Source organism: Achromobacter sp., from assembly GCF_036567245.1.
Taxonomy (GTDB): domain Bacteria; phylum Pseudomonadota; class Gammaproteobacteria; order Burkholderiales; family Burkholderiaceae_B; genus Achromobacter.
In genome coordinates this window covers 1-18702 of sequence record NZ_DATCUY010000409.1, presented here as the reverse complement: position 1 = coordinate 18702, position 18702 = coordinate 1, and the positions used below count along the sequence as shown (strand labels likewise).

Here is an 18702-nt window from a genome sequence, read left to right as displayed (position 1 = left end):
CGGAATGAGCCTCAGCGCATTGGCGATCCGCCACGTTCCCTTCGAAGACCTGGGCATACTGGCGCCGGTCCTGGAAGAGCGTGGCTACAGCGTGCGATACCTGGAAGCCGGCGTCGACACCATCGACGCCGCGACTCTCGGCAATGCCGACCTCGTCGTGATCCTGGGCGGCCCCATCGGCGTCTATGAAACCGGGCGCTATCCCTTCCTGGAGCAGGAACTGCGCGCCATCGCGCACCGGCTGCGCCAGGACAAGCCGACGCTAGGCATCTGCCTGGGCGCACAGCTCATGGCGGCGGCGCTGGGCGCGGAGGTGACATCCACCGGCCGCGCCGAGATCGGCTATGCGCCGCTGACGCTCACGCCGCAAGGGCAGGATTCCGTGCTGAGCGCGGTTCAGGCCGTGCCCGTGCTGCATTGGCACGGGGACCAGTTCGCCATACCCGAGGGCGCGGCTCGTCTGGCCGAAACGCCGGGTTTCCCGAACCAGGCATACGCGCTGGGGCCCAGGATCCTCGGCCTGCAGTTCCACCTGGAGGCGGATTCCGCGCAGATCGAGCGCTGGCTGATTGGACATGCCTGCGAACTGAGCCTGCGGCAGATCGATCCCGCCGTCGTCCGCGAAGACGCCCGGCGTCATGGCCCGGAGCTCGAACGCTGCGCGCGCGCGGCGATGGAGCAATGGCTGGACCAGATCTGAATTTGTCCTGTGCCCTGACGCCTTCCGGCGGCAGGGCCTCTCCGCAACCATAGCCTTGCACAGGCACCCGGGGCGTATCGCACCCGGTTCTCGCCGGCCGCTGCTTGCGGCTATCGGCATTCCTCCCAGCCGTCATTCCGCGCGCTGAATCTAAGGGTTAAACCCAGTAGCCGCCTCCCTGCGCGATCAATAGGATCCCGTTTTATACAAATGGGATCCCATTTGTGTGTATCACTCTCCTTTTCATTTGGACGGGCAGAACATGAGCAGCATCGACAGCATCACAGGCAAGAAGATCATCAACGAGGGCGGCCGCGGCGGCCCGCTGACCGAAGACCATCAGGGCATGCGCGCCCGCCACGAAGACGACCTCGAGTGGACCAACCTGCGCTACGAAGGCCAGTTCGCGAAGATGATGTTTCATCCGACCGCGGAGGATCCGACGATTCCGAACGCCGGCATCGTGCGGTATGAAAAGGGCTCGGGTCACCCGTTGCATAACCATTACTTCGCGCAGATCTGGTACATCCTGGACGGCAAGTTCCTCATCGAAGGCAAGCTGCATGGCAAGGGTTCGATGATCTTCCATCCGGATCCCCATTTCGAAAGCGAGCTGCAGACCATCGAAGCCGGCACGATCCTGTACGTGCAATACGTTGGCCCGCATACGCGCCAGGGCGCGATCTACGACGGCCGCTTCAACGTCAGCGAACGCAGGAGCCTGGCGGAAGAAACCACCGCCGTGTAGGCGGGCGCACGCAACAAGAAAACAAGGGAGACCAGGGATGAACGCCATCTCAGAACAGCCGTCCGCGCGCTCGAAGAAGCACTACGTGACCGCGGGCCTGTCCAGCATGATCGGGACCACCATCGAGTGGTATGACTTCTTTCTTTACGGGATTGCCGCAGCGCTGATTTTCAACAAGATCTACTTTCCCGCGATCGACCCCATCAGCGGGACGTTGGCGGCATTCGGCACCTATGCGGTCGGTTTCATCGCGCGCCCGCTGGGCGGCATTGTCTTCGGCCATTTCGGCGACCGGGTCGGCCGCAAGTCGATGCTGATGATCAGCCTGATGCTGATGGGCATACCCACCATTCTGATCGGCCTGACGCCGAGCTATGAGGCGATCGGCTATTGGGGCGCGGTGGCGCTGGTGTTTTTCCGCTTCCTGCAGGGCCTGGCAGTCGGCGGCGAGTGGGGCGGCGCCGTGTTGATGGCGGTGGAACATGCGCCCGAAGGCAAGAAGGGCCTGTTTGGCAGCTTGCCGCAGGTCGGCGTGGCGCCTGGCCTGATCCTGTCGTCCCTGGCGATGGGCGCGGTTTCCAGGCTGCAGGAGCCGGACATGCTGAGCTGGGGCTGGCGCCTACCGTTTCTTGCGAGCGTGTTCCTGTTGCTGGTCGGCTGGTACATCCGCGCCAAGGTCAGCGAGTCGCCGGAATTCAAGCAGGCGCAGGCCCAGCCGAAGCAGGACATGCTGCCTCTGAAGACGGTGCTGAAGCAGCACAAGGTTCCTGTGCTGGCGGCGCTGGTGGCGTGCATCTCCGAAAAGACCTGGTTCTACACGCTCGCGACGTTTTCCTTGACCTATGCCGTGGGGACGCTGGGGTTGCCGCGCGAAACCATATTGACGGGCGTCATATGGGGCGCGGTCGGGGCGCTGTTCACCATTCCGTTGTTCGGACTGCTGGGCGACGTGATCAGCAAGCGTGCGATATTCATCGCCGGCGCGCTGGGAATCTCTCTTTTCAGCGCGACGTTCTTTTCATTGCTCGATCAGAAGACGGCGTATCACACCAACATCGCGATGCTGGTGGCGTTCGGCGTGGTCTACGCGGCAATGTACGCGCAGGAGTCCAGCCTTTTCTCCAGCATGTTTCCGCCTGCGGTGCGTTACACCGGCATCTCGCTGGCGGTGCAGATAGGCGGAGCGATAGGCGGCGGCACCGCGCCGCTGGTGGCGACGTACCTGCTGTCCCTGGGCGGCGGATCGCCGCGGCTGATCGTGCTGTATCTGGCCGGACTGGGCCTGATCGCGGCGGCTTGCGGCGTGCTGATGCGCCCCTACGGGCAGCAGCGCGGCGCGGAGGCAGCGAAGCTGGCTAGCGCCGCGTCTCCATCCATTCGATGACGAGTTCGGTCGTCCGGGATATGTGCGTGGCCATCGCTTCACGGGCGGCGGGGCCATTGCGCAGGGTCAGCGCCGCGATGATGTCCTCGTGCTGCTTGATGTTCTCTTCCATCAGGCGGGGCGGCATCTTCGAGGCAAAACCCAGCACGTTGGAGACGATGCTGCCCTGCAACTCGGCGACCAGTTCATGCAGGCGCTCGTTGTGGCTGGCCTGGGTGATCAGGCTGTGGAACTTGGCGTTGAACTTCAGCCAGTCGGAGCCGCTGTCGCTGCGCACGCGCGAGCGCAGGGCGTCCGCGTAGCGCTTCTGATGCTGCGCCAGCAATTCCAGGTCCTTGTCGTCGATCCAGTCCACCGCCAGTTGCGCGGCCAGCCCTTCGAGTTCAGCGCGGATCTGGAAGGCTTCGCGGATGGCGCGGATGGACGGCACGGTGACCACGGCGCGGCCGGTGCTGGTCAGCGTGATGGCGCGTCGCGCTTCGAGAAAGCGCAGCGCCTCGCGGATGGGGGTGCGGCTGGTTTCGAACTCGGTTGCAAGCTCGTACTGGCTCAAGGCATCGCCGGGCAGATATTGCCCGTTCCTGATCCGCCGCAGAATCTCTTCCGAGATCTCGATCGAGGATCTAGACGTGTTCCTGGTCTCGCTCATGCTCGAATCCGTGTCGCTTCCTGTGCATATCGGCAGGCGCTCCACGGGATGCGGATTGCCAGGCTGATCCGTGCTCCTGGCGTCTGCGTTGCGCCCTTTCGCCGGCATGGTAGCACGCGGCTTTCGGGAGAATCGGGGCCGAAGCTACCTGCGCGGCTTGGGGCGCTCCGGGCGCTTTTGCAGCCATTCGACCACGAACTCACCCGACTCATGGATGTGCGAACGCATGGCGGCGCGCGAGGCGTCGGCGTCGCGCGCCGTCAGCGCCTGGACGATCGCGGCATGGTGTTCGATGTTCTTCCTCATGCGGGCCTCGTACATGCCCAGCACGGTCATGTTGAGGATGTTCTTGGTGTAGTCGGTGTGCAGGTCCTTGATGATGCGTTCCAGCGACGGATTGCCGGCGGCGCGGAAGATCAGGGCGTGGAATTCCTGGTTCTTGATGACCCAGTGTTGCATGGGCGCGGCAGCCTGGCGCGGCGCGACCGTGCCGCCTGCGTTGACCTCGGCGTACAGTGCGCACACGGCCTGCGCGCATTCGGATTGGGTGGCCTGCAGCCTTTGCAGGTCGGCGTCGGAGATCCAGCGCGCCGCAAGTTCGGCCGCCATGCCTTCCAATTCGCCGCGCAGCCAATAGTTGGCGCCGATGTCCTTGATGGTCGGCGCCACCACGGTGGCGCCGTAGCGCGGCTGCTGCACGATCAGGCCCTTGATCTCCAGCTGCCGGAACGCTTCGCGCACCGGCGTGCGGCTGACGTCGTATTCTTCCGCCAGGGTCTCTTGCCGCAGCTTCTGCCCGGGCGCATAGGCGCCGTTGAAGATCTTTGCGGAGATCGACTCCACCAGGTGCTGCACCAGTTCTTCCGCGGCGGGATATGTGCGATCCATGGCCTGACTCCCACGTCCTTGACGGTTATGCGGCTATTTTCCGGGGTCCGCGGAGAATACCAGCCGCCACTTCTTTTGCTCCTGGCGCATGCGGTCCAGGAAGATCTGCGATCCCGTGGGCATGGGCTGGCTGCCTTGCGCATACAGCTGCGCCATGCCCTCGCTCCGCGCCACCGCCTGCATGGCGCGTTCCAGCTTGTCGAGTATGTCCTTGGGTGTCGCGGCAGGCGCGACCAGTCCCGATATCGAGCCTACATCGAAATCGCCGCCCAGGGTCTCGCGGGCGGCGGGAACGTCCGGCAGATTCGAAACCCGCTTTGCCGAGGTCACGCCCAGCGCCCGCATTTTGCCGGACTGGATGAACGGGCCGACCACCACGGTCTCGACCGCAGTCACGTCCACCACGCCGGAAAGCAGGGCGGTAGCCGCCTCGGCTCCGCTCTTGTAGGGCACGTGCATGAGCGTGGCGCCGGTCTGCTGCTGCATCAGGGCGAACACCTGGTGGATCGAAGTGCCTTGTCCGGAACTGGCGAAGGAGACCGCATCGGGCCGGCTGCGGGCGCGGGCCACCAACGCTGGCAGGTCCTGGATCGGCGAGGCTTCCGGCACGACCAGGGCCAGCGGCGTGTTGGCGATCATGGACACGTAGGCGAAATCCTTGAGCGCGTCGTAGTTCAGCTGCTTGTGGATGAGAGGATTGACCGCGACCATGCCGTTGGTGATCACCATCAGCGTGTAGCCGTCGGGCTTGGCCCGGGCCACGATGTCGGCGGCGATATTGCCGCCCGCGCCAGGCTTGTTCTCCACCACGACTGGCTTGCCGAGTTCGGCCTGCAGCTGCCTGGCTACCGTGCGCGCCGTGAGATCGGTGATGCCGCCGGCGCCGAAGGGCACGACCAGTGTGATGGGCCGATCGGGCCAGGTGTTGGCGGCCTGGGAGGGGCTGGCCAGCGTGAGCGGCAGCGAAAGCGTCAACGACGCGAGGCAGGCGCGCAGAAAGGGGGCGTGCATGATGTTTGTCTCCTTGGAATTTTCTATTTCTTTGTGTGCAGGCCCGGGCCTGCTACGGACGGCGGCGAGAGGCGGCGGCCGTCCGTGGAACTGCGGGTATCAGTGTTCGAGGTCCTGCTCGGTGATCGCGGGCGGTTCGCCCCGGATGTTCATGCGGCCTTCGTACACCGGCCGCCCGCCGGTCGTGGGACCCTGGTACTGGACGAAGAACAAGGTGCCGCCTGTCTCGGTGCTGAGCGCTTCTTCGATGTGCGGGTCCGGATGGAACACCACGGTGCCTGGGCCGTACATCTTTCCGCCCATGTTGAATTCCCCTTCGATCACGTACCAGACCTGGGCGAAATCGTGCTTGTGCAGGCGAAAGCCCGCGCCTGGCTCATAGCGCAGAAAGCCGGCATTGGGTTCGGTGGGGCGCTCTTCCCGCGTGTGGAAGAGGAACTTCGTTTTGTTCTTGAACCGGCCCATCTCCCATTCCATGTCCTCCGGCCTGCGGTATTCGGGCATGTGGTGGGTCTGCGCCTGTTCGGCCGCGACGTTGCTGCTCATGGCTTGCTCCTTGGTGAATTGGCCGGGAAAGTCTATCGGCCTTGCGCCCGAATTACTGGATACAAGATTCGCCTGGCGGCAGCGCGGGCGGGAGATATCAGGCGCCCAGGAAATAGGTATTGGACCGTCTTGCGCGGCCTCCCTAGACTGCAAGCCGTCATGGAGAAGCGAGCTATGCATTTGAAGGGAATCATCGGCTACCTGCTGACGCCTTGCGATGAGCGCGGGCGGGTGGACCACGCGCTGCTGGAAGCGCACGTCGAGCGGCTGATCGGCGAGGGCGTGCATGCGCTGGCGCCGCTGGGCAGCGTAGGCTGTCTGCCCTACCTGGACGACGGCGAACGCGAGGCCGTCATCGACACCGTCATCGGCGCGGCGCGCGGGCGTCTGCCCGTGCTGGCGGGTGTGTCCAGCCTCAGCACGGCCAGCACCGTGCGCCATGCGCGCTATGCCGAACGGGCGGGCGCTGCGGCCTTGCAGCTGCTGCCCAGCACCTACTGGAAGCTTACCCAGGACGAGATCCACGCCTACTACCGCGAGGTCTGCATGTCGGTTTCCACGCCGGTGATGGTCTACAACAACCCGTTCACCACGGGCATGGACCTGCCCGTCGAGTTCCTGGCCCGGCTGGCGGAGCTGCCCAACGTCAGCATGATCAAGGAAAGCAGTCCCGATCCCACCAAGATCGCGAGGCTGCGCGCGGCCTGCCCGGCTCGTACGGCCGTGTACATCGGCCTGAACTGCATGGCGCGCACGGGATTCGCGGAGGGCGCGGCGGGCTGGTGCACGGCGTCGGCCAACGTCAGCGCGTCCTACGCCCTGAACCTCTATCGCTGCGCCATGGCCGGCGACGCGCGCGGCGCGGACGAGTGGTTTGGCCGCCAGATCGACCTGTTGAATTTCCTCATGGACCATGGCCTGCCCAGGACCGTTGCGGCGGGCCTGCAATTGCGCGGTTTCGACAGCGGATGCTTGCGCGCGCCCTTGGCGCCGTTGGCGGCAGACCTGCAGCAACGACTTCTGGAAATTCTCAAAAAAATGGAGATAGCAGGATGAACAAGGGATTGCGCCGCTGCATGGCGGCTTTGCTGGGTGTGATGCTGCCGGCCGCGGCGGCCTGGGCCGGTCCGTATCCTGACCAGCCCATACGCCTGATCGTGCCGTTCGGCGCCGGCGGCGTGACCGACACCACGGCGCGGGTGTTCGCCGAAGGGCTCACGCGGGAGTTGGGCCAGCCGGTCGTGGTGGAGAACCGCGGCGGGGCGGGCGGCTCGATCGCCGCGGGCGCCGTGGCGAAGTCGCCGGCCGACGGCTACACGCTGCTGGTGATCACCAACGGCATGATCGCCGTCAACCCGCTGATCTACAAGAAGCTGCCTTACGACCCGAACAAGGATTTCACCTACATCGCTATGCTGGCCAATACGCCTACCGTCTTGGCCGTGGGCGCGGATAGCCCGTATGCGTCGCTGCCGGAAATCATCAAGGCGGCCGCGACCCAGGCCGACAAGATCGCGTTCTCCACCGCGGGCGAAGGTTCCGACAATTATCAGGTCCTGGAGCTGCTGCAACAGGCGACGGGGGTGAAGATGCTGCACGTGCCCTACAAGAGCGGATCGGAGTCCATGACAGCCGTCATGAGCCGCAACACGGATTTGACGGCCGTTTCCGCCGTCACCGCGGTGGGCTTCGTCGAGGCGAAGCAGATTCGTCCCTACGCGGTAACTTCGTCGCGACGCCTGGCCAACCTGCCTGACATCCCTACGGTCAAGGAAGTGCTGGGCAAGGACGTGGAAGGCGGGTCCCTGTCAGGCATTGCCGTTCCCAAAGGCACGCCGGCCGATGTCGTCGCGCGCTTGAACACAGCCATCGCCGCAGTCGCCAAGAGTCCGTCGGTGCAGGACAAGATCTACGCGCGGGGCAGCGAACCCGTGGACGGCACCCAGACCGCGTTCGAGCAGAAAGTCATCGCCGAACAGAAGAAGTGGGCGGGTATTCTTTCCCGTCCGCAGCAGTAAGTCCGGGTTTCAGGGCGCTTGCGCGCCCAGCACCTCGCGCGCCGTCTCGATGAACCAGCGAACGGCAGGGTTCACGGACTGCGCGGGCGCCGCCAGCGCCATGGCATAGGTCAGCGGTTCGCCCGCGACATCCGCGAGGTCCACGTAGGCCACGTTGTCGATGGCTATCCTGCGCAGCGCCGACGGCACGATGGCGACCCCCAGGCCCCCGGCGATGAGCGGCAAGCTGATGAGGGCGTGGGACGACTCCTGCGAGACCCGCGGATGGAATCCGGCCCGCTGGCAGGCCGCGACGATTTCGCCGGCGAAGCCGGGGCTGTCGGAATGCGCCAGCGTCACCAGGGCGTCGTCTGCCAGGTCCGAGAGCCTGGCGCTTGTCATGCCGGCCAGCCGATGCCCCGCCGGCACGGCCAATACCAGCCGCTCTCGCGGCAGGGAGGTAATCGTGATGCCTGGCACGCCGGAGGCGGGCGGCACCAGGAATGCCGCGTCCAGTTCGCCGCGCTGCAAGGCGGCCAGGATGCCGACGGTGCTGCCGCTGGTCAGGCGCAGCCGTATGTGCGGAAAGCGCTGTGTGAATTCCGGCAGGATGCGCGGCAGCAGGTTCAAGGCGGCGCTGGGCACCGCGCATACGCGCAGGGCGCCCATGCGCCCCTCTGCCGCATCGCGCGCGGCTTGCAGCGCGGCGTCGGCGCCTTCCAGCAGGCGCTTCGCTTCGAGCAGGAAGGCGCCGCCGGCGACGGTGAGACGCACGCCTAGGCGGTCACGTTCGAACAGGTCCGCGCCGATCTCGGTTTCGAGCCGCTTGATGGCGACGCTGAGAGGGGGCTGGGTCATGTGCAGCCGCGCGGCTGCCTTGCGATAGTTCAATTCCGTCGCCAGGACGACGAACTGCCTGAGCTGCCTGAAATCCATGCTGGTCTCCCCGTGTTTTATATCGGCATGGCCGACGCGCGGCGCAAGCCGGCTTCAGCCATGCGTGCGCAGGAAGTCTGTCATGAAATCGGCCAGCGCGGCCGTTGCCGGCAGGTCGACCGCGTTATAGAGGCTGGCCCGGACGCCGCCGGTGTGGGAGTGGCCCTTCAGTCCCATCAGCCCGGCGTTTTCGGCATGACGCAGAAACAGGGGTTCCAGGGCGGAATCGGCCAGGAAGAACGGCACGTTGTTGATCGAACGGAATTCCGGCCGGACCTTGTTGAGGTAGAAGCCGCCGCTGGCGTCGATGGCGCGGTACAGTAGCCAGGCCTTGGCCTGGTTGGCTTGGTGGATGCGTTCTATCCCGCCGGTCCGGCGGATCCAACGCAGCGTCAGTCCGGTCAGATACCAGGAAAACGTGGCGGGCGTGTTGAGCATGGAGTCCGCCCGCGCCGCGTGCGCATAGTTCAGCACGTCGGGCGTGATGGGCAGCGCGCCGTCCAGCAACGCCTCGTCCACCACCACCACCGTGACGCCGGCCGGCCCCATATTCTTCTGCGCGGCGGCGTAGATCAAGCCGTGCCGGGCTACGTCGATGGGCTTGGACAACAGGCTGGAGCAGGCATCGCACACCAGCGGAACGGATGCGTCCGGCGCGGCCGCGAATTGCAGGCCATGCACCGTCTCGTTCTCCGTGTAGTGCAGGTAGGCGGCGTCCGGATCGAGCTGCCATTCGCCGGGGGCGGGCACACGGTCGAAGCCGGACGCCTCACTGCTGGCCGCGACGCGCACTTCGCAATAGCGTCGGGCCGCCTCGATGGCCTTGCCGGACCAGAGTCCGGTGTGCAGGTAGTCCGCCGACGCCTTGCCGCGCAGCAGGTTCATAGGCACCTGCGAGAACTGCAGCGAAGCGCCGCCTTGCAGGAACAGCACCTTGTAGCGGTCGGGGACGTGCAGGATGGCCCGCAGGTCCAGTTCGGCCTGGCGGGCGATATCGATGAATACGCGCGAGCGATGGCTGATTTCCATCACCGACATGCCGGTTCCCGCGAAATCGAAGAACTCGTCGTGCGCTTCCTGCAGCACTTCCAGCGGCAGCGCGGCCGGGCCGGCGCTGAAGTTGTAAGACCTTGCCATGTTTCCTGATCCTGCCCCGCCGTGCGCGGGCTCTTGCACTATTGCGCCCGTGGTTGCCGAGGCGAACGGAAGAGTCTACGGATAGAATGGCCGGTCCGGACAGGCCAGTTTTCCTACTATGAGCAGACCGCATGGCCAAGACATTCGAGCTTGATACGCTGAAGATGCGCATGAACGATGCGGAGCTCCAGCGGCTGGAGCTGCATCAGCGGATTCAGCGGGCACTGCGCGCCCTGATTCTGGACGGCGCCCTGGGGCCGGGCCTCAAGTTGCCCGCGACCCGCGGCCTGGCGAAGTCGCTGGGGGTGGCGCGCGACACGGTGGAAAACGCCTACGTGCAGTTGCACCGCGACGGCTACATCGTGCGCCGCGAGGGCTCGGGCAGCTATGTGTCCGAGACGGTGGGCGCCGAGCTGCGTGGCGCCGCGCGCAGGCGCGCGAAGCTGGATCACAGGCCGGCCGCAGCGCAGCCTGGAGCGGGCCTGAGCCGGCGCGGACGCATGATCCTGGACAGCGGCGGGGTCGCGGATCAACAGGTCATCAAGGCGTTTGCCACGGGCTTGCCGGAAACCCGCACGTTTCCCACCGATGTCTGGGAGCGCCTGCAACGCCAGGTTCTGAAGGACTATCGCGCCCACGTCCTGCTGCATGGCGACCCGCAGGGCGCCGAACCGCTGCGCCGCGCCATCGCCGCCTACCTGAACCTGGAACGCGGAGCCAAGGTCCTGCCCGAGCAGGTCCTGGTGCTGAGCAGCACCCGCCAGGCCCTGTTCCTGTGCGCGCAATTGCTGGCGGACGCCGGCAAACCCATCCTGATGGAGAACCCCGGCTACTTCGGCGCCCGCAAGGCCTTTGAATCCGCGGAGACGCGCATCGTGCCCATCGACGTCGACGGGCAGGGCATGCGCATGGACCTGCTGCGCGCGGACCGCAGCGGCGCCAACTGCGTGTACGTGACGCCGTCGCACCAGTACCCCACCGGCGTGACGCTGTCGCTCGAACGCAGGCTGGAGCTGATCAACTGGGCTGCGGAACACGGCAAGTGGATCATCGAGGACGATTACGACAGCGAATTCCATTACGACGGCGTGCCCACTGCCTGCGTGCAGGGCCTGGACCTGCATCAGCGCACCATTTACCTGGGCACGTTCAGCAAGACGCTGTATCCAGGGCTCAGGATGGGATACATGGCGTTGCCGCCCGACCTGGTCGACGCCTTTGCCCGCGCGCGCAGCATCATGGACGGACATACTCCGCAGATCCTGCAGCTGACGCTGGCGCGCTTCATGGATGACGGCCATTACAACTCGCACGTGCGGGCCATGCGCAAGCTGTACGCCGGCCGTCGGCAGGTGCTGCTGGATTCGCTGGGCAAGCACCTGGGCGGCATTGTGCAGGCGGTCAGGCCCCCCGGCGGCCTGCAGATCCCGTGCCTGCTCGAGCGCGGATGGTCCGAGGAAAAGACCATCCGCCAGGCCGAGGCTGCCGGCCTGCGCCTGCCCGGATTGAGCCGGCTGTACGCAGGCGACTACAAACAGCAGGGCTGGCTGCTGGGCTATGCCTCCCTGACGGCTTACGAAATCGAAGCCGCCGTGCTGCGGCTGTCGAACGCGTTGAGGCGGACCTAGAACAACTCAGTAGGGCAGGGGGAAGCGTCTGGCCAGCCCGGCCACGCCCTCGCGGATGGCGCTTTCCGTGCGGGCGTCGACGGCGCCGGCGCGTACGCCGCCCAGCAGGGCCAGGATCATGTCGCCGATCTCCTCGAATTCAGCCGGACCCATGCCGCGGGAAGTGCAGGCGGCGCTGCCCACGCGTATGCCGGAGGTGACGGCGGGCCTGGCGGCGTCGTTGGGCACGGCGTTCTTGTTCAGAGTGATGCCCACCTGTTCCAGGGCGTGTTCCGCCGTGTTGCCGGCCAGTCCCCAGGGCCGCAGGTCGATCACGCCCAGATGGCAATCGGTGCCGCCCGAGACGATGGACAGCCCGCCTTCCGCCAGCCGGCGGCACAGCACGCGGGCGTTCTCGACCACCGCGTGGGCATAGGTTCGGAACGCGGGCTGCAGCGCCTCGCCCAGGGCCACGGCCTTGGCGGCGATGATGTGCATCAGCGGACCGCCCTGCAGGCCGGGGAACACCGCCGAATCGATCTTGCGGGCGAGTTCGCCGTCGTTGGTCAGGATCATGCCGCCGCGCGGGCCGCGCAGCGTCTTGTGCGTGGTGGTGGTGGTGACATGCGCGTGCGGTACCGGCGAGGGATACGCCCCGGCCGCCGCCAGCCCGGCGAAATGCGCCATGTCCGCCATGAAGATCGCGCCCACGTCGTCGGCGATGGCGCGAAAGCGCGCGAAGTCCAGCGTGCGCGAGTAGGCCGAGCCACCGGCGATGATGAGCTTGGGCCTTTCCTGCCGGGCAATGCGCTCGACCTCATCCATGTCCACCAGATGCGTGGCCGGATCGACGCCATAACTCAAAGCCTGCAGCCAGCGTCCCGACATGTTGACCTTGGAGCCGTGGGTCAGGTGGCCGCCCGCCTTCAAGTCCAGGCCGAGGATCTTGTCGCCCGGCGCCAGCAGCGCCAGATAGATCGCCTGGTTGGCCTGGCTGCCGGAGTGGGGCTGGACGTTGGCGTAGCGGGCGCCGAACAGGCGCGTGGCGCGCTCGATCGCGATCTCCTCGGCCACGTCGGCGTTAATGCAGCCGCCGTAGTAGCGGCGGCCGGGGTAGCCCTCGGCATACTTGTTCGTCAGTACCGAGCCCTGGACTTCCAGCACTGCGCGGCTGACGAAGTTTTCGGAGGCGATCAGTTCGATCGAGTGCATCTGGCGGCGCCGTTCGGCGTCGATGGCGCCCCAGATGCCGGGATCGGCTTGTGACAGGGGCAGGGCGCTGATGGCAGGCAGCGCGAGGTTGTCGGGCAGGGCAGTGTTCGTCACGGTGGTTCCGGTTTGGATGGGCATGATGTGGCAATAAGAGACGTCAGGAGTTGGCGGCCAGGGTCCGCTGGCCGCCGTGGATCAGCAGATGTGCGGTCAGGCCGGCAACCAGGCCCCAGAACGCGCCGCCCACGCCTAGCAGGGTGACGTTGGCGGCGGTGGCCAGGAAGGTGATGAGGGCGGTTTCCCGGGTGCGGGCGTCGGCCATCGCATTGGCGAGGCTGCCGCCGATGGCGCCCAGCAAGGCTAGCCCCGCCAGCGTGGTGATGAACGCCTTGGGCAGCACCATGAACAAGGTCGCCAGCGTGACGCCGAACGTGCCCACCAGGATGTAAAAGACGCCGCAGGCCAGGCCCGCGATGTAGCGTTTGGCGGGGTCCGCATGCGCGTCTCGGCCGGTGCAGATCGCGGCGGTGATCGCCGCCACGTTGAAGGCGTGCGCACCGAAGGGCGCCATGACGAGCGAGCCCAGTCCGGTCACGGTCAGGATGGGGCTTGCGCTGGTCTTGTAGCCGTCGTTGCGCAGCACCAGCATGCCGGGCATGTATTGCCCCGTCAGTGTGATGATGAAGAGCGGCAGGGCGACGCCCAGCAAGGCCTGCAGCGAGAACTGCGGCATCTGGAAGACCGGTGCGGCCAGGCTGAGGTGGACGGCCGAGAAATCGATGCGGCCTTGCGCGATGAGCAGGCCCAGGCCGATGACCAGGATGCCGACCACCGCAAAACGCGAGGTAAAGCGCTTGAGCAGCGCGTAGGAGATGACCAGCACGATGACCAGCAGCGGGTCGGCGCTGGCGCCGCCGAAGGCATTGACGCCGAACTGCAGCAGGATGCCAGCCAGCAGGCCGGCGGCGATGCCGCCCGGAATCATGCGCACCAGCTTTTCGAAAGCGCCGGAAAGGCCCAGCACGATAAAGCCCAGCGCCGACAGGATGTAGGCGCCGATGACCTCGCCATAGGGCGTGAACGGCATCACGGTGGCCAGAAACGCCACGCCGGGTGTGGACCAGGCCGTGATGACAGGCGCCTTGTAGCGCCAGCTCAGCAGCGCGCCGGTGACGCCTACTCCGACGGAAACCGCCCATACCCAGGAAGTGGTCTGGGCCGGCGACAGCCGGGCCAGCTCGGCCGCCTGGAACACCAGCACGAAGGTGCCGCCGTAGTTCACCAGCACCGAAATCAGGGCTGCGACGATGGGAGAAAAGAAATCGGCGGGTCTGAGGCCTGCCGGCGATGCGTTCATGTATCACTCCGCGTTCATGGTGGGGCCTGGCCGCGCGGCCAGGCTTGAACGGGGAGTCTAGGTTGCTTGCGGTATGTTGATACCTGCCACATTGAGAGTCATGGGCAGACCGCTTTTTGGCGCGGCGACGGCGTTGGGGCGAACGCGTGGCCCGGCCTTACATGGATTTCCGGCTTTCCTCACGCATCAACTGGCCCAGGCGGCGCGCGCCAGGTCCTGCCGCATCGGGATCGGGATAGACCAGATACAGCGCGCCCCAGCGCTGTGCGCCGTCCTGTAGCGGCAACGGCTTCAATTCGCCCGAGGCCAACTGCTCGCGGATCCAGTCTTCCGGGTACCACGCGAAGCCCATGCCCATGCAAGCGGCGCGTATCGACGTGCTCTTGTGGCTGACGGTGAGGCGCTGCTCGGTGACGTTCCAGACGCTGGGCCGCACGCGCTGCCGGCCGCTGTCGCGGATCACCAGATGGCGGTGCGCCTTGAGGTCTTCGAGCGACAGCGGCCGGTTCATCAGATGCAGGGGATGCGAGGGCGCGGCGGCGGCGACCGCGCAGTAGCGCAGGAGAGCGTCGCCGACATGGCCTGCCGGGATGTGGTCGGCGCAGACCGCGAGATCGGCCTCGCCCGAGAGCAGCAGCTCGTCGGTGCCGCCCATTACCGATTCATGCAGTTCGATGCGGGTCTCGGGGAACTCTTGGGCGAAGGCATCCAGACAGCGCAGCAGCAGCTCCGTGGGGAACAGACTTTCCACGGCCAGCGTCAGCATCTGTTCGCGCCCCTTGGCGAGATTGCCGGCCGCCCGTTCCAGGCGCAGGGCTTCGCTCACCAGGGACTTGCCGCGCCGGTAGAGGATCTTGCCGTCGTCCGTCAGCAAGGCCTTGCGTCCGTCCATGGCGAACGCCGCCACGCCCAGCCGTGCCTCGATCTGGCGGATGGCATAGCTGATGGTCGACTGCGACTTGCTGAGCGTCTCGGCGGCCTGGGCGTAGCCGCCCGCATCCACCACGGCGACCAGGGCTTGCCATTGCTCCAGCGAGATTTTAGGTGGCATATATATCTATCTATTAGATAAATTTCTGCGAAATATTGAACTATTTTATCTGATGGCTAGATGATTCAATGGCTCATCGTCATCGCGACACAAGGAGCCGACATGAACATCCTGGTTATCGCCGCCAGCGTGCCTGCTGGCTCTTATTCCGCATCGCTTGCCGAGCGCTACGTGGCTGGCGCCCAGGCCGGCGGCCAGGCGCGGGTCGTCTGGGCGGATCTGGACGCGGAATCCTTCGATCCGCGCATGACCGCGGCTGATCTGGCTTTCTATCGCGGCAAAGGACCTTTGCCCGGCGCCGTGCGGCGCGAGCAAGTGCGCGTGGAGGCAGCCGACCTGATCGTGCTGGCGTTCCCGATCTATTGGTGGGCCATGCCGGCGCTGGTCAAGGGCTGGATCGACCGCGTCTTTACCAAGGGATGGGCTTTCGGCGCCAGCGGCGGGCAGCCCGGCCGCCTGGCCGGCAAGCGCTTGCGCCTGATCGCGACCGGCGGCGCTGGTGCGCAAGCCTATGACGGACACGGCTACCGCGCCGCGATCGCCACGCAGATCGAACACGGCGTCTTTCACTACAGCGGCGTGAGCGACGTACGCACGCACCTGTTTCTGGATGTCGAGAGCGGCGACGAAGCGGCGCGCTTGCGCGGGCTGTCGGATGCGCACGCGCTCGGTCTGTCGCTCGCGGCGGCTGGCACACAGGCCGCACGCTGAACTTTTTTTCCTACTCCTTTCAATGAGGCTCGCCATGTCCATCACCACCCGTGAAATCCACTTGAAGAATCGCCCTACGGGGCTGCCCACGCCAGACGACTTTGCGCTGGTCGAAACGACATTGCCCGCACCCCGGCCGGCGCAGATCCTGGTGCGAAATCTATGGATGTCGGTCGATCCGTACATGCGTGGCCGCATGGATGAGCGCAAGAGCTACATTGCGCCCTTTGCACTGGATCAGGCGCTCGAAGGCGCTGCGGTCGGGGTGGTCGAGCAGAGCGCCGATCCGCGCTTTGCCGCTGGCGACCGCGTGGTGCACTTCGCCGGCTGGCGCGAGCATGCGCTGATCGACGCGGCGCACGCCACCGCTGTCGCCGACGACGGCATTGCTTTGCAGACTTACCTGGGCGCTCTGGGCTTTCCGGGCCTGACGGCGTACGTGGGGCTGACGCGGATCGCCAACGCGAAAGCCGGCGAAACCCTCTTCGTGTCCGCGGCCAGCGGCGCGGTCGGCAGCGTGGTGGTCCAGATGGCGAAGCAGATGGGATTGCGTGTCGTGGCGTCCGCGGGTTCGGAGGACAAGGCGCGGTGGTTGCGCGATGTGGCGGGGGCCGATGCGGTCATCGATTACCGCAGCGCGCCTGATCTCACCGCAGCGCTGGCCCAGGCCGCGCCGCAGGGCATCGACATCTACTTCGACAATGTCGGCGGCGATCATCTGGACAGCGCGCTGGCGCTGGCCAATGACCATGCGCGTTTCGTGTTGTGCGGCATGATCTCGGGCTACAACGAGGGCAAGCCGGCCATCGGCGTGCGCAATCTGTTCTCGGCCATCGAAAAGCGCATTAAGCTCCAGGGCCTGATCGCGTCCGACCACATTGACGTGCTGCCGGAATTCATCCCCCGCATGAGCGCGTGGATCAAGGCCGGGCAGGTGCAGTTGCGGGAAACGGTGGTGGACGGCCTGGAGCGCGCGCCCGAGGCCTTCATTGGCCTGTTCAAGGGCGCCAACACGGGAAAGATGCTGGTCAGGCTGACCAAGTCCTGAAGAGCCGGCTCGCGCGGGCCGGCCGCAGGCTCGGTGAAATCCGCCATTTCCCGCCGCCTGGCCCGCCGATACACTGGCCGCTCGCCATCCAAACGAGACAGCCATGAGACAACTACTTCCCGCCCTGGGCGCCGCGCTTGCCTTCACGCTGGGCGCGCAGGCGTCGGCCCAGCAAGCCCAGCCCGCGGCATCCCCGCCGCGCGATCCGTTCTTTTGGCTGGGCGAAATCAACAAGGCCACCGCCGTCATCAATACCGACGAGGGCTTGCTGGACAAGTCCATGGCGCCGCGCCTGGCCGCCGGCGTGGCCAAGGTGATCAGCGATGGCAATCAGCCTGGCGCCAAGCGCCCGGCCAGCGTCATCACCTTCGAGCCGCTGCTGATCAAGGCGGCGGGCGAGGACGTGACGCTGCTGCACGCGGGGCGCTCCAGCCAGGACATGCATGCGACCTACCGCAGCGCCATCCTGCGCGACAAGCTGCTGGACCTGGCGGCCCAGTTGAACGCTACCTCTACGACTTTGGTGGAGCTGGCGGGCAAGCATGCTGCGACCATCGTGCCGAACTACACCAACGGCGTGGCGGCGCAGCCCAACAGCTACGGCCACTATCTGCTGGGGCAGGCCGCCGGCATGGCGCGCGACGCCCAGCGCATCCGCGAAGCCTACGTGCGCATCGACCGTTCGCCGATGGGCACCACGGTGCTCAACGGCACCAGCTGGCCGCTGGACCGCAAGCGCATGGCGCAGTACCTTGGCTTTGCCGCGCTGGTGGACAATGCTTATGACGCCTCGCAGATCTCGTCGATGGACCAGCCCGTCGAAGTCGCGTCCATCGTGACCAGCATCGCGCTGCGCACCGGCAACTTCGTCGAAGACGTGATGACCCAGTACGCCCAGCCGCGCCCCTGGATCCTGCTGGAAGAGGGCGGCGGCAACACCTATGTGTCCAGCGCCATGCCGCAGAAACGCAACCCTGGCCTGCTCAACGACACCCGCAGCGACGCGTCGACCGCCGTGACGCTGGCCATGGGGCCGGTGGTGCAGACGCACAACATCACGCCGGGCATGAGCGATCCCAAGGACGTGAAGCAGAACTCCGCCATGGTCGACGCCGGCATCTCGGCGCTCAAGCGTTGGGACCGGGTGCTGAAAGCCATGGTCATCAGCCCCGACCGGGCGCTGGAAGAGCTGAACAGCGACTGGACGGCCTCGCAGGAACTGGCCGACGTGCTGATGCGCAAGTACAAGTTGCCGTTCCGCGACGGCCATCACTTCGCGTCCGAAGTCGTGAGCTATGCCAAGACCAACAACATCAAGCCGCTGGACTTTCCGTATGAGCAGGCGCGCCGCATCTATGCCGATGCCATGAAGGACTCGAAGTACGGCAACGAACTGCCGATGAGCGAGGCGGAATTCCGCTCGACGCTGGACCCCGTCGCCATTGTCAAGAACCGCGCCACTTCGGGCGGTCCGCAGCCGGCGGAAATGGAGCGCATGCTGAAGGAGGCGCGCGCGCAGCTGGCTGCCCAGGACGCCTGGATCAAGGAACGCCGCGCCCACATCAACGATGCGCTGGCGGACCTGGACAAGAAATTCGGCGCGCTGGTGGCCAGCGCGCCGAAGGATAAAGGTCAGTAGAGGCCTGATCATGGCGGCCTGGCGACAGGCCGCTGGCAGCCCGCGCTTCCGGCCTGGGCCGGGAACGCGGGGCGGCCCTCA

At 66.0% G+C, this 18702-nt stretch carries 18 protein-coding genes; 9 read left to right on the top strand and 9 right to left on the bottom strand.

Features of this window, described 5'->3' with window-relative positions; all coding sequences use genetic code 11:
• Positions 1-4: 4 nt before the first annotated feature.
• The 3 genes from VIR09_RS17390 (at position 5) to VIR09_RS17380 (ending at position 2832) form a co-directional block, all read left to right on the top strand.
• Entirely contained in the window at positions 5-700 is a 696-nt protein-coding gene (locus VIR09_RS17390) for a glutamine amidotransferase (protein WP_332014002.1), read from the top strand.
• A 262-nt stretch (positions 701-962) separates the two neighbouring features.
• Positions 963-1448 (top strand): cupin domain-containing protein, encoded by a 486-nt coding sequence (locus VIR09_RS17385; protein WP_332014001.1) that lies wholly within the window; start codon positions 963-965, stop codon positions 1446-1448.
• A 37-nt stretch (positions 1449-1485) separates the two neighbouring features.
• A complete protein-coding gene (locus VIR09_RS17380; protein ID WP_332014000.1) occupies positions 1486-2832 on the top strand; it encodes an MFS transporter in 1347 nt (448 codons plus the stop codon).
• Here the strand turns inward: VIR09_RS17380 and VIR09_RS17375 are convergent.
• The 4 genes from VIR09_RS17375 to VIR09_RS17360 all read right to left on the bottom strand — a co-directional run bounded on the left by VIR09_RS17375 (position 2804) and on the right by VIR09_RS17360 (position 5926).
• Positions 2804-3481, bottom strand: coding sequence for a GntR family transcriptional regulator (locus VIR09_RS17375; protein WP_332013999.1), 678 nt, complete (start codon positions 3479-3481; stop codon positions 2804-2806). The genes VIR09_RS17380 and VIR09_RS17375 overlap by 29 nt on opposite strands.
• A gap of 144 nt (positions 3482-3625) precedes the next feature.
• Positions 3626-4369, bottom strand: coding sequence for a GntR family transcriptional regulator (locus VIR09_RS17370; RefSeq protein WP_332013998.1), 744 nt, complete (start codon positions 4367-4369; stop codon positions 3626-3628).
• Positions 4370-4402: 33 nt separating this feature from the next.
• Entirely contained in the window at positions 4403-5380 is a 978-nt protein-coding gene (locus VIR09_RS17365) for a tripartite tricarboxylate transporter substrate binding protein (RefSeq protein WP_332013997.1), read from the bottom strand.
• A gap of 99 nt (positions 5381-5479) precedes the next feature.
• Positions 5480-5926 (bottom strand): cupin domain-containing protein, encoded by a 447-nt coding sequence (locus tag VIR09_RS17360; protein ID WP_332013996.1) that lies wholly within the window; start codon positions 5924-5926, stop codon positions 5480-5482.
• A 174-nt stretch (positions 5927-6100) separates the two neighbouring features.
• Here VIR09_RS17360 and VIR09_RS17355 point away from each other — a divergent pair, with 174 nt between their 5' ends.
• Together VIR09_RS17355 and VIR09_RS17350 are read left to right on the top strand one after the other, a co-directional pair.
• The gene (locus VIR09_RS17355) at positions 6101-6982 is read left to right on the top strand and encodes a dihydrodipicolinate synthase family protein (RefSeq protein WP_332013995.1); all 882 of its coding nucleotides are present in this window, start codon (positions 6101-6103) and stop codon (positions 6980-6982) included.
• Positions 6979-7944, top strand: coding sequence for a tripartite tricarboxylate transporter substrate binding protein (locus VIR09_RS17350; RefSeq protein ID WP_332013994.1), 966 nt, complete (start codon positions 6979-6981; stop codon positions 7942-7944). Before VIR09_RS17355 ends, VIR09_RS17350 begins: the two co-directional genes overlap by 4 nt.
• Before the next feature lie 9 nt (positions 7945-7953).
• Here the strand turns inward: VIR09_RS17350 and VIR09_RS17345 are convergent, their stop codons facing one another.
• Together VIR09_RS17345 and serC are read right to left on the bottom strand one after the other, a co-directional pair.
• Positions 7954-8859 carry a LysR family transcriptional regulator gene (locus VIR09_RS17345; RefSeq protein WP_332013993.1) on the bottom strand — a complete coding sequence of 302 codons (906 nt, stop codon included), beginning with the start codon at positions 8857-8859 and terminating at the stop codon, positions 7954-7956.
• Between the two features lie 54 nt (positions 8860-8913).
• Positions 8914-9996 carry a 3-phosphoserine/phosphohydroxythreonine transaminase gene (serC, locus tag VIR09_RS17340; RefSeq protein ID WP_332013992.1) on the bottom strand — a complete coding sequence of 361 codons (1083 nt, stop codon included), beginning with the start codon at positions 9994-9996 and terminating at the stop codon, positions 8914-8916.
• Positions 9997-10127: 131 nt separating this feature from the next.
• On the opposite strand from serC, the gene VIR09_RS17335 reads away from it, so the two are divergent.
• Entirely contained in the window at positions 10128-11624 is a 1497-nt protein-coding gene (locus VIR09_RS17335) for a PLP-dependent aminotransferase family protein (RefSeq protein WP_332013991.1), read from the top strand.
• 6 nt (positions 11625-11630) lie between these two features.
• On the opposite strand, the gene VIR09_RS17330 is transcribed toward VIR09_RS17335, so the two are convergent.
• From VIR09_RS17330 to VIR09_RS17320, 3 genes are all read right to left on the bottom strand, one after another.
• Positions 11631-12953 (bottom strand): serine hydroxymethyltransferase, encoded by a 1323-nt coding sequence (locus tag VIR09_RS17330; protein WP_332013990.1) that lies wholly within the window; start codon positions 12951-12953, stop codon positions 11631-11633.
• A gap of 19 nt (positions 12954-12972) precedes the next feature.
• Complete coding sequence (locus VIR09_RS17325; protein WP_332013989.1) at positions 12973-14172, bottom strand: benzoate/H(+) symporter BenE family transporter; 1200 nt, start codon at positions 14170-14172, stop codon at positions 12973-12975.
• Between the two features lie 157 nt (positions 14173-14329).
• Positions 14330-15223, bottom strand: a complete 894-nt coding sequence (locus VIR09_RS17320) for a LysR family transcriptional regulator (protein ID WP_332013988.1) — start codon at positions 15221-15223, stop codon at positions 14330-14332.
• Positions 15224-15325: 102 nt separating this feature from the next.
• Here VIR09_RS17320 and VIR09_RS17315 point away from each other — a divergent pair, with 102 nt between their 5' ends.
• The 3 genes from VIR09_RS17315 (at position 15326) to VIR09_RS17305 (ending at position 18621) form a co-directional block, all read left to right on the top strand.
• Positions 15326-15934 carry an NAD(P)H-dependent oxidoreductase gene (locus VIR09_RS17315; protein ID WP_332013987.1) on the top strand — a complete coding sequence of 203 codons (609 nt, stop codon included), beginning with the start codon at positions 15326-15328 and terminating at the stop codon, positions 15932-15934.
• A 34-nt stretch (positions 15935-15968) separates the two neighbouring features.
• A complete protein-coding gene (locus VIR09_RS17310) occupies positions 15969-16982 on the top strand; it encodes an NADP-dependent oxidoreductase (protein WP_332013986.1) in 1014 nt (337 codons plus the stop codon).
• A gap of 103 nt (positions 16983-17085) precedes the next feature.
• Entirely contained in the window at positions 17086-18621 is a 1536-nt protein-coding gene (locus VIR09_RS17305) for an argininosuccinate lyase (RefSeq protein ID WP_332013985.1), read from the top strand.
• Positions 18622-18702 lie beyond the last annotated feature (81 nt).

Bases quoted from the DNA above. Each gene is read 5' to 3' on its own strand.
- VIR09_RS17360 (WP_332013996.1), bottom strand. From the start codon at position 5,926: ATGAGCAGCAACGTCGCGGCCGAACAGGCGCAGACCCACCACATGCCC.
- VIR09_RS17380 (WP_332014000.1), top strand. From the start codon at position 1,486: ATGAACGCCATCTCAGAACAGCCGTCCGCGCGCTCGAAGAAGCACTAC.
- VIR09_RS17385 (WP_332014001.1), top strand. From the start codon at position 963: ATGAGCAGCATCGACAGCATCACAGGCAAGAAGATCATCAACGAGGGC.
- VIR09_RS17320 (WP_332013988.1), bottom strand. From the start codon at position 15,223: ATGCCACCTAAAATCTCGCTGGAGCAATGGCAAGCCCTGGTCGCCGTG.
- VIR09_RS17375 (WP_332013999.1), bottom strand. From the start codon at position 3,481: ATGAGCGAGACCAGGAACACGTCTAGATCCTCGATCGAGATCTCGGAA.
- VIR09_RS17350 (WP_332013994.1), top strand. From the start codon at position 6,979: ATGAACAAGGGATTGCGCCGCTGCATGGCGGCTTTGCTGGGTGTGATG.
- serC (WP_332013992.1), bottom strand. From the start codon at position 9,996: ATGGCAAGGTCTTACAACTTCAGCGCCGGCCCGGCCGCGCTGCCGCTG.
- VIR09_RS17310 (WP_332013986.1), top strand. From the start codon at position 15,969: ATGTCCATCACCACCCGTGAAATCCACTTGAAGAATCGCCCTACGGGG.
- VIR09_RS17355 (WP_332013995.1), top strand. From the start codon at position 6,101: ATGCATTTGAAGGGAATCATCGGCTACCTGCTGACGCCTTGCGATGAG.
- VIR09_RS17330 (WP_332013990.1), bottom strand. From the start codon at position 12,953: ATGCCCATCCAAACCGGAACCACCGTGACGAACACTGCCCTGCCCGAC.
- VIR09_RS17365 (WP_332013997.1), bottom strand. From the start codon at position 5,380: ATGCACGCCCCCTTTCTGCGCGCCTGCCTCGCGTCGTTGACGCTTTCG.
- VIR09_RS17345 (WP_332013993.1), bottom strand. From the start codon at position 8,859: ATGGATTTCAGGCAGCTCAGGCAGTTCGTCGTCCTGGCGACGGAATTG.
- VIR09_RS17390 (WP_332014002.1), top strand. From the start codon at position 5: ATGAGCCTCAGCGCATTGGCGATCCGCCACGTTCCCTTCGAAGACCTG.
- VIR09_RS17325 (WP_332013989.1), bottom strand. From the start codon at position 14,172: ATGAACGCATCGCCGGCAGGCCTCAGACCCGCCGATTTCTTTTCTCCC.
- VIR09_RS17335 (WP_332013991.1), top strand. From the start codon at position 10,128: ATGGCCAAGACATTCGAGCTTGATACGCTGAAGATGCGCATGAACGAT.
- VIR09_RS17315 (WP_332013987.1), top strand. From the start codon at position 15,326: ATGAACATCCTGGTTATCGCCGCCAGCGTGCCTGCTGGCTCTTATTCC.
- VIR09_RS17305 (WP_332013985.1), top strand. From the start codon at position 17,086: ATGAGACAACTACTTCCCGCCCTGGGCGCCGCGCTTGCCTTCACGCTG.
- VIR09_RS17370 (WP_332013998.1), bottom strand. From the start codon at position 4,369: ATGGATCGCACATATCCCGCCGCGGAAGAACTGGTGCAGCACCTGGTG.